The 6964-nt window shown below is 47.8% G+C and carries 9 protein-coding genes; 6 read left to right on the top strand and 3 right to left on the bottom strand.

What is annotated here, in order from left to right:
- Positions 1-1028: 1028 nt before the first annotated feature.
- Together pdaB and gerD are read left to right on the top strand one after the other, a co-directional pair.
- A complete protein-coding gene (gene pdaB, locus CHH53_RS13205) occupies positions 1029-1790 on the top strand; it encodes a polysaccharide deacetylase family sporulation protein PdaB (protein ID WP_095216592.1) in 762 nt (253 codons plus the stop codon).
- Positions 1791-1856: 66 nt separating this feature from the next.
- A complete protein-coding gene (gene gerD, locus CHH53_RS13200; protein WP_095216591.1) occupies positions 1857-2429 on the top strand; it encodes a spore germination lipoprotein GerD in 573 nt (190 codons plus the stop codon).
- Between the two features lie 114 nt (positions 2430-2543).
- Here gerD and CHH53_RS13195 read toward each other — a convergent pair whose 3' ends face one another.
- Positions 2544-3605: an Mrp/NBP35 family ATP-binding protein gene (locus CHH53_RS13195; protein ID WP_095216590.1), complete on the bottom strand. Its 1062-nt coding sequence runs from the start codon at positions 3603-3605 to the stop codon at positions 2544-2546.
- A gap of 100 nt (positions 3606-3705) precedes the next feature.
- The gene (cwlD, locus tag CHH53_RS13190; RefSeq protein WP_095216589.1) at positions 3706-4428 is read right to left on the bottom strand and encodes an N-acetylmuramoyl-L-alanine amidase CwlD; all 723 of its coding nucleotides are present in this window, start codon (positions 4426-4428) and stop codon (positions 3706-3708) included.
- A gap of 143 nt (positions 4429-4571) precedes the next feature.
- Here cwlD and CHH53_RS13185 point away from each other — a divergent pair, with 143 nt between their 5' ends.
- The 4 genes from CHH53_RS13185 to CHH53_RS13170 are packed head-to-tail and all read left to right on the top strand — an operon-like array spanning position 4572 to position 5877.
- Positions 4572-4784 (top strand): hypothetical protein, encoded by a 213-nt coding sequence (locus CHH53_RS13185; RefSeq protein ID WP_095216588.1) that lies wholly within the window; start codon positions 4572-4574, stop codon positions 4782-4784.
- Between the two features lie 20 nt (positions 4785-4804).
- Entirely contained in the window at positions 4805-5236 is a 432-nt protein-coding gene (locus tag CHH53_RS13180; RefSeq protein WP_095216596.1) for an NUDIX hydrolase, read from the top strand.
- Between the two features lie 12 nt (positions 5237-5248).
- On the top strand, positions 5249-5431 hold the full coding sequence (locus CHH53_RS13175) for a hypothetical protein (protein WP_095216587.1): 183 nt from the start codon (positions 5249-5251) through the stop codon (positions 5429-5431).
- An 11-nt stretch (positions 5432-5442) separates the two neighbouring features.
- Positions 5443-5877 carry a VOC family protein gene (locus CHH53_RS13170; RefSeq protein ID WP_095216586.1) on the top strand — a complete coding sequence of 145 codons (435 nt, stop codon included), beginning with the start codon at positions 5443-5445 and terminating at the stop codon, positions 5875-5877.
- A gap of 34 nt (positions 5878-5911) precedes the next feature.
- Here CHH53_RS13170 and CHH53_RS13165 read toward each other — a convergent pair whose 3' ends face one another.
- Complete coding sequence (locus tag CHH53_RS13165; RefSeq protein WP_095216595.1) at positions 5912-6781, bottom strand: cation diffusion facilitator family transporter; 870 nt, start codon at positions 6779-6781, stop codon at positions 5912-5914.
- Positions 6782-6964: the final 183 nt, after the last annotated feature.

Below are 6964 nucleotides of genomic sequence, written 5' to 3'. Positions count from 1 at the left end.
GAATCAAGTTGTTGTCGCTCGTTTCAGCGACTAGAACATCTTATCATGTCTCAATTGTTTTTGTCAACAACTTTTTTAAAAAACTTGATAATCTGTCCGGCGCGTTTTTTTGTCTTACCTTAGCGCCGTTTAACAGTATACGACCTATTTCGATATGAGTCAACAGCTTTTTTCTATTAATTTTCAAAAGCCGCCGAGAGGCCCTTGTATGGAGCTATCTGACTATAGGAGGGAAACGCCATCCATGGGCCAGCATCAGTCCATTTTAACATAAAGGAAAGCTCCGCATCCAACGGAGCTTTCCTACTTTTCCTCTATTCCTATCACAGGTGGCTTTGATGATTTCCTTCAGATGACAGTAAATCCTGCAGTCAATGTCTGGAGAGTCTTCTTCATTGAGCATGTAAACGCCATTGTCATTCCCGCATTCCAATGGAGAAAGAAACGATTACTGCCGCACCTATCAACACCCCGCAAACGAGCACATTCTGCAGCGTACACCCAGAGGATATCCCCCTCGTTTCTGTTTCATTCATGAGGCTGTCCCTTCTCCACACCCGAGAGCGTATGCCGTGAGAAGTCATCCAATGGCTGTGCTTCCCATCAATCAAGTTGCAGGGGCTTCTTTCAAACATGACATCTTACTGATTCCGAAGTCATAACAGAGAGCGCAGCTGCTAAGATTACTCCCCCTACTGCCACCAGCAGGGTGCCGACCTCTGCACCGGGTGCTTTTCTTTGCTTTTCAGTTCATTATAGCTGCCTGCTTCCAGCCTTCACTTCTTCCTCCGTCAATCCGTATTAAGAGGTCCAAGAGCATGTAGACTTCTTTTGCATCCATTCGATCGGCCTCCATTCGCTCCGATCCGCTTGCTCTCCTATTGGTGTCCCCCAGCTGACCGAAATAGAATCATTTTTTGTAAAAATATTGTCCTTTCTATGTAACAGTTGCAGACAAGCATCATGTTCGGGGACAGGCATGCATAGAATGGAACTACATTACGGGAGCAGCGAAGGGAATGATATGCATGCAGCACTTTTATGTATTCCGTTTCAACAAATGGAAAAGATGGGCATTCGTCGTTGCAGCAGCAATGTTCACGGCACTGATCATCTGGATGGAGACGAGCAGTTCATTATCCGTCTTTTCCTCAAAGGAAAAACCAGCAGCCCTGACTCAAGGAAGCAAGGATGAGCCTAATATTGCCCTCACCTTCAATATAAGCTGGGGAGATACGCAAGCCATCCCTATACTGGATGAATTGAAAGAACAGAATGTGAAAGCAACCTTCTTTGTCAGCGGCGAATGGGCAGAGCGACATCCGCAAATCGTCGATCGCATCGTCGAAGATAAGCATGAACTCGGAATGATGGGATACCGTTACAAGAGCTATATCGAACAAGAGCCTGCCCAAATAAGAAAGGATCTATCCTACGCTAAAGAGATATTCCGGAAACTCGGTCACGAGGATATCGAATTAGTCCGTGCGCCAACAGGAGATTTCACAACAGAGATTATTCAATTGTCCGAGACGCTCGGCTTGAAGGTGATCCAATACAGTGTGAATCCGCAGGACTGGCGCAATCCGGGCACGCAGCTCATCGTCGATGAAGTCATGGAGGAAACAAGCAATGGCGATATCATCCAGCTGCATGCTTCCGACTCCGTCAAACAGACCGAAAAGGCCCTGGAAACCATCCTTCCGGCACTGAAGAATAAAGGCTATCATTATGTGACAGTCAGCGAATTGATTGCCGGGGGATCCCCGGAGCTGAAAGAAGTGAATTGATGCATAAACATGGCTCCTTCTGCGCAAAGTAAGTGTACTTACTAAAAGTGGAAGGAGCACGTGATTATGTTTGTACGGTTAGTGCCGATCCTGATATTATCCCTATTCGTGCTTGCTTCATGCACAGGCGGGCAAGCCGCCGAAAGCAGCCAGCCGGATTATGATACGACCAAGCAGATGGTCGCCGATATATTGAAGACGGATGAAGGCAAGAAAGCCATTTCGGAAGTGATGTCTGATGAGACGATGCAGGATTTGGTTTCGCTGGATGCCAGCAAAGTGGAAGATGCCATCAATAAATCATGGACCTCGGAAGAAGGACAGAAATTCTGGAAAGAACGCTTCGAGGATCCGGAATTTGTAGCTGCTTTCGCGAAAAATATCGGACCTGAGCAGAAGAAGCTTGTCAAAGATTTGATGAATGATTCCGATTTCCAAAAGCAGCTCCTGCAGCTCCTGCAGGATCCGAAGGTACAGGAGCAAATGCTGAATGTGATGAAAAGCCAGGAATTCCGAAAAGAACTGGAAAAGACGATCCAAGAGTCCGCTGAAACACCTATGTTTGAACAGAAGCTGATGCAAACCGTCCAAAAAGCATTGGAAGAAGCCCAGTCAAAACAGAAAGAAGAAGCAAAATGACGGAAACCACCTCTGCTATAGCAAGTGTAAATACGAGGCTACAGCACTCCTGCTTCAAGGTTGTATTACAAAAGCCAAATAAAAAGCTGAGAGCAAATACTCTCAGCTTTTTTGTCATTGCATATATTTTTCCAGGATCGCTCTTGCCAAGTCATCATACGCATCTCCAAGCGGATGATCCTCCTGGTAGACAGCCGGTGCAAAGACGCCTTCTTCTTTATAAGGCTGCGCCAGAGGCAAGCGGCCGATCACTTCCGTATCAAGTGCATCTGCAAGCTTGTCCCCGCCTCCTTGGCCGAATACATATTCTTTCTCACCTGTGGCCTGCACTTCGTAATATGCCATGTTTTCCACGACGCCGAGGATTTCATGCTCGGTTCGGATAGCCATCTGCCCGGCACGCGCCGCGACGAAGGCTGCATTAGGATGCGGTGTAGTGACGATGATCTCCTTGGAGGATGGCAGCATCGTATGAATATCCAAGGCCACATCCCCTGTCCCCGGAGGAAGATCGACAAGCAAGTAGTCCAAATCATCGCCCCATTGCACTTCCTTGAAGAAGCTTGTCAGCATTTTTCCAAGCATTGGGCCGCGCCAGATGACCGGACCATTGTCCTCGACGAAGAAGCCCATGGAAATGACTTTCACGCCAAAACGCTCCACTGGTGTGATTTTGTCATCGACTACTTCCGGGCGCTTCTCGATACCCATCATTTCCGGCACACTGAAGCCGTATATATCCGCATCGATGATACCGACCTTGAAGCCGATTCGGGCCAGTGCCACTGCCAAGTTGACCGTGACGGTTGATTTACCGACACCGCCTTTACCGCTGGCAATGTTGATGAATTTCGTTTTCGTATCTTTATCCAGCAATGACTTCTGCTTGCCGGAGGATTGGGTTTGGCTATAGCGGTCCACGATTTCCTGCGGAAGCTGATCGAAACGCAGACCCACCGTGGCTGCCCCTGCACTTTTCAGGACATTGACAACCTCCTGCTGCAGCTGCATCTGTTCAGCTGTATTCGTCTTGCCAACCAAAATCTTCACGCTGACATGACGTTTCTCTTCCTTGATCCGGATATCTGCGATGGCGCCGGTTTCACCCAGCGTCGTATGTAGAAAAGGATCTTCGATATCATTCAAAAGCTCCCGTACTTTTTCTTCTGTCACCATGTGAACGCCCCCTACCTAGCTTGTTCCGGAAAACGGTTTCCAGACTGCTTTTACCGCTAGTATAACACATCTTTAAGACTGCTAGGCAAGCGGCGCTCGGTCATTCATCCTCCGGTATCTTCTCTGTCGTGTAACGGAGAATGCCTTCATAAATACTGAAGGCCATTCTATCCTGGTACGATGTATCCTTCAAGAGCTCCAACTCCTGCGGATTCGACATGAATCCGATCTCGACAAGCGCTCCTGTAGGTTCCGCATGTTTCAGAAGATACATCGTATTCAAGGCCAGCGGTACTCGTTTCGTATTTTCCAGATTGCGCTTGATTTCATCCTGGATAAAAGTAGCCAACGCTTTACTGCCTTCCCTGTTTTCATTATAAAACGTCTGGGCTCCTGACCATCTCGTAGAAAGCAATGCATTTGTATGGATGCTGATATAAAAGTCTGCTTCCTTTTCTTCGATAAAGGCTACCCGATTCCGGATATCCTCTGATTTACGATTGGAGAGTCCTTTTGTATCTTCATCTGCCAAATCCGCATCGTCTTCCCTGGTCAGATAGACAAGCGCCCCTGCTTGCTGCAAATAATCCCGGAGCATTTTGGAGACGGCTAACGTAATTCCTGCCTCCTGTGTGCCATCTGCACCTTCCGCCCCGCCATCCACACCGCCATGACCCGGATCGATTACGATCGTCTTCCCGGCTAATGGCAAAGACCAGGAATGGGAAGATTCTTCTGTGGTGACGATTTTCGGTACATAGTACGCGAGCAGCATGATAAACAACGCTGATGCCATGGCTCCTGCAATCCATCTTCTTGTCATTCGTACTTCCTCCCATACCGCGCATTTGTACACTATATGGGACAACCATTCCGGATATACGCTCTTCTTTTGGAAATTATGCCGGCACTGGTATAATGAAGCTAGCAATAAATCAACAAGTATGACAGAAAAGGACGTACAACATGAAATTCGATAATCAGACGAAACGCTTGTATTTGAATGTCGGGATCTATATCGTGCTGGGCGGACTGAGTGCTTTACTCTATTTGCTCCATGACAACCTGGTCATTGTGGGTATCTGCTTGCTCGTCAGCTACCTGATCAGTTACGGCATCTCCAATTCGCTTTTCCCCCGCACAAAAGATACCATCTACCCGAAGGATGAAAGGAAGTAGTTAGGTTGGCAAACTATATCATGGATCTGCGTGAAGTGGTGGGCAGCCGGCCGCTGGTCATGGCTGGCGCCGGTGTGATCGTCCGGAATGAGTTCGGCGAGCTGCTCCTGCAGCTGAGATCGGATACGAAGGATTGGGGGCTTCCGGGCGGGGCTCTGGAGCTGGGAGAGTCATTGGAGGATACAGCCAGGCGCGAGCTTTTCGAGGAGACGGGTCTTCGTGCAGAACGCTTCGGTTTCCTGCGTGTATGTTCCGGGCCCGAGTTCTATGCCAAGTACCCGAATGGGGATGAAGTATACAATGTCATTTCTGTTTATGAGGCCTACGACATTTCAGGAGAATTCACCATGCTTGATGGGGAAAGCCTTGATTTGCGGTATTTCCCTCTAGATGACCTGCCAGAACTCAATCACATCACGCAAAAAATGCTTTCAGGCTTACTCATTCCATAAAGGGGCACGAACATGACAAGAAAAACCTGGATGTACTTATTCATCATGCTGAGCGGTTTTGCAATGGGCATCTATAACAACTTCACCAATACAGGAACGCTGATGCTCATGACGGTGCTCCTTGCGGCTGCAGTAATCATGATTCTCTTCAACATAAGCATATGGCTCAGGAACCGGGGACAAAAAAAACGATAGGAGTGTTCGCATTGAACCAGATCAATTTGATTTGTTTAGGTGTCAAAGATATGCAAGCTTCACTCGCATTTTACCGTGATGGCTTGGATTTTGAGACAAGCGTAAAGGAAAACTCACCGAATATCGTCTTTTTCAACAATAGGGGAACGAAGCTTGAACTCTTCACGCTTGAAGAATTGCAGAAGGATATCAATGCAGATAATCCGCCTCAAGCTGCTCCCGGCTTCCCCGGCTTTACACTGGCCTACAATGCAAAAACTGCACAAGAAGTGGATTATGTGATTGACAAAGCTGCCCGTGCAGGTGCCACGATCGTCAAGCAGCCGCAGCGTGTCGATTGGGGCGGCTACAGCGGTTATTTCACCGATCCCGACGGCTATTATTGGGAAGTGGCATTCAGCGAGCATTGGAAGTTCGACGAACATAATATGCTGATCATCGAGTAAGCAAAAAGCCAGAAGCTTGTACGCTTCTGGCTTTTTATTGCGGTTCTACGTGGACATTGACCCAATATACCCCGTGCTCCCGTTTCAGGGTCTTCTCGACTGTCGTTGCCACATCATGGGCTTTTCGGATATCCAGTGTGGAATTGACCAAAATCTCGGTATCGACGATGGCATTATTGCCATAGCTTCTGGCCTTCATTGTCTTGATGCCTTTTACCCCTTGAATCTGCATAATGGTTTCTGTATATGCAGCCATCAGTGTTTCATCGAATCCATCGGTAAGCTGGTGGGAAGAGGATGTGAAAATATCCCAAGCAGTCTTACATATAATCAAGCCAACGATGATTGCTGCCAGCGGATCCAGCCAAGGCAAACCAAGCTGGGAGCCGACGATGCCGACCACTGTACCCACGCTCACAAGGGCATCGGACAAATTATCCTTTGCTGCCGCCTTAACAGATTGACTGTTTATTTTTGATCCGAGCCGCATATTATATCGATACACGAAGAGCATGACGATGGCCCCGAATACGCCTGTCCAAGCGGCGAGCATATCCGGCGCCTCATTGGAACCATCAAATATATTCAATACAGCTGTATACAGCACTTGCAGACCGACTGTCATCATGATGAAGGAAGCAATAAGACTTGCGACCGTCTCCGCTTTCCAGTGACCATACGGATGATCTGCATCCGGCGGTTTCCGCGCCAGCTTGAGTCCGATCAGCACAGCAACGGAAGCCACGATATCCGTAGCATTATTCAAACCATCCGCTCGCAAAGCAGCAGACCCACTAATGAATCCGATAATCAATTTTAAACAGGACAAGACGAGATAAGCACCGATACTGATATAGACTCCGCGCTCTCCCATCTTCAACTCCTTGTATTTTTCATTTTCCAACACCTCGTCAGCCCTTTCATTCCAGTTCCATCATCATATCAGCCGACCAACGGGTGGGTCTATAGCAACGTTTTTTCAAACTGCCATATGAATAGCCGACAGCTAATAGTTTTTCCCTGAGCAAAAGAACAGATAATTCCTAAAAGCACAGCTAATCAAACGATTGATCAAAAAAAGGCACCA

This window comes from Terribacillus sp. 7520-G (genome assembly GCF_002271665.1).
GTDB lineage: Bacteria > Bacillota > Bacilli > Bacillales > Amphibacillaceae > Terribacillus.
This window is presented reverse-complemented; position numbering and strand designations above follow the sequence as displayed.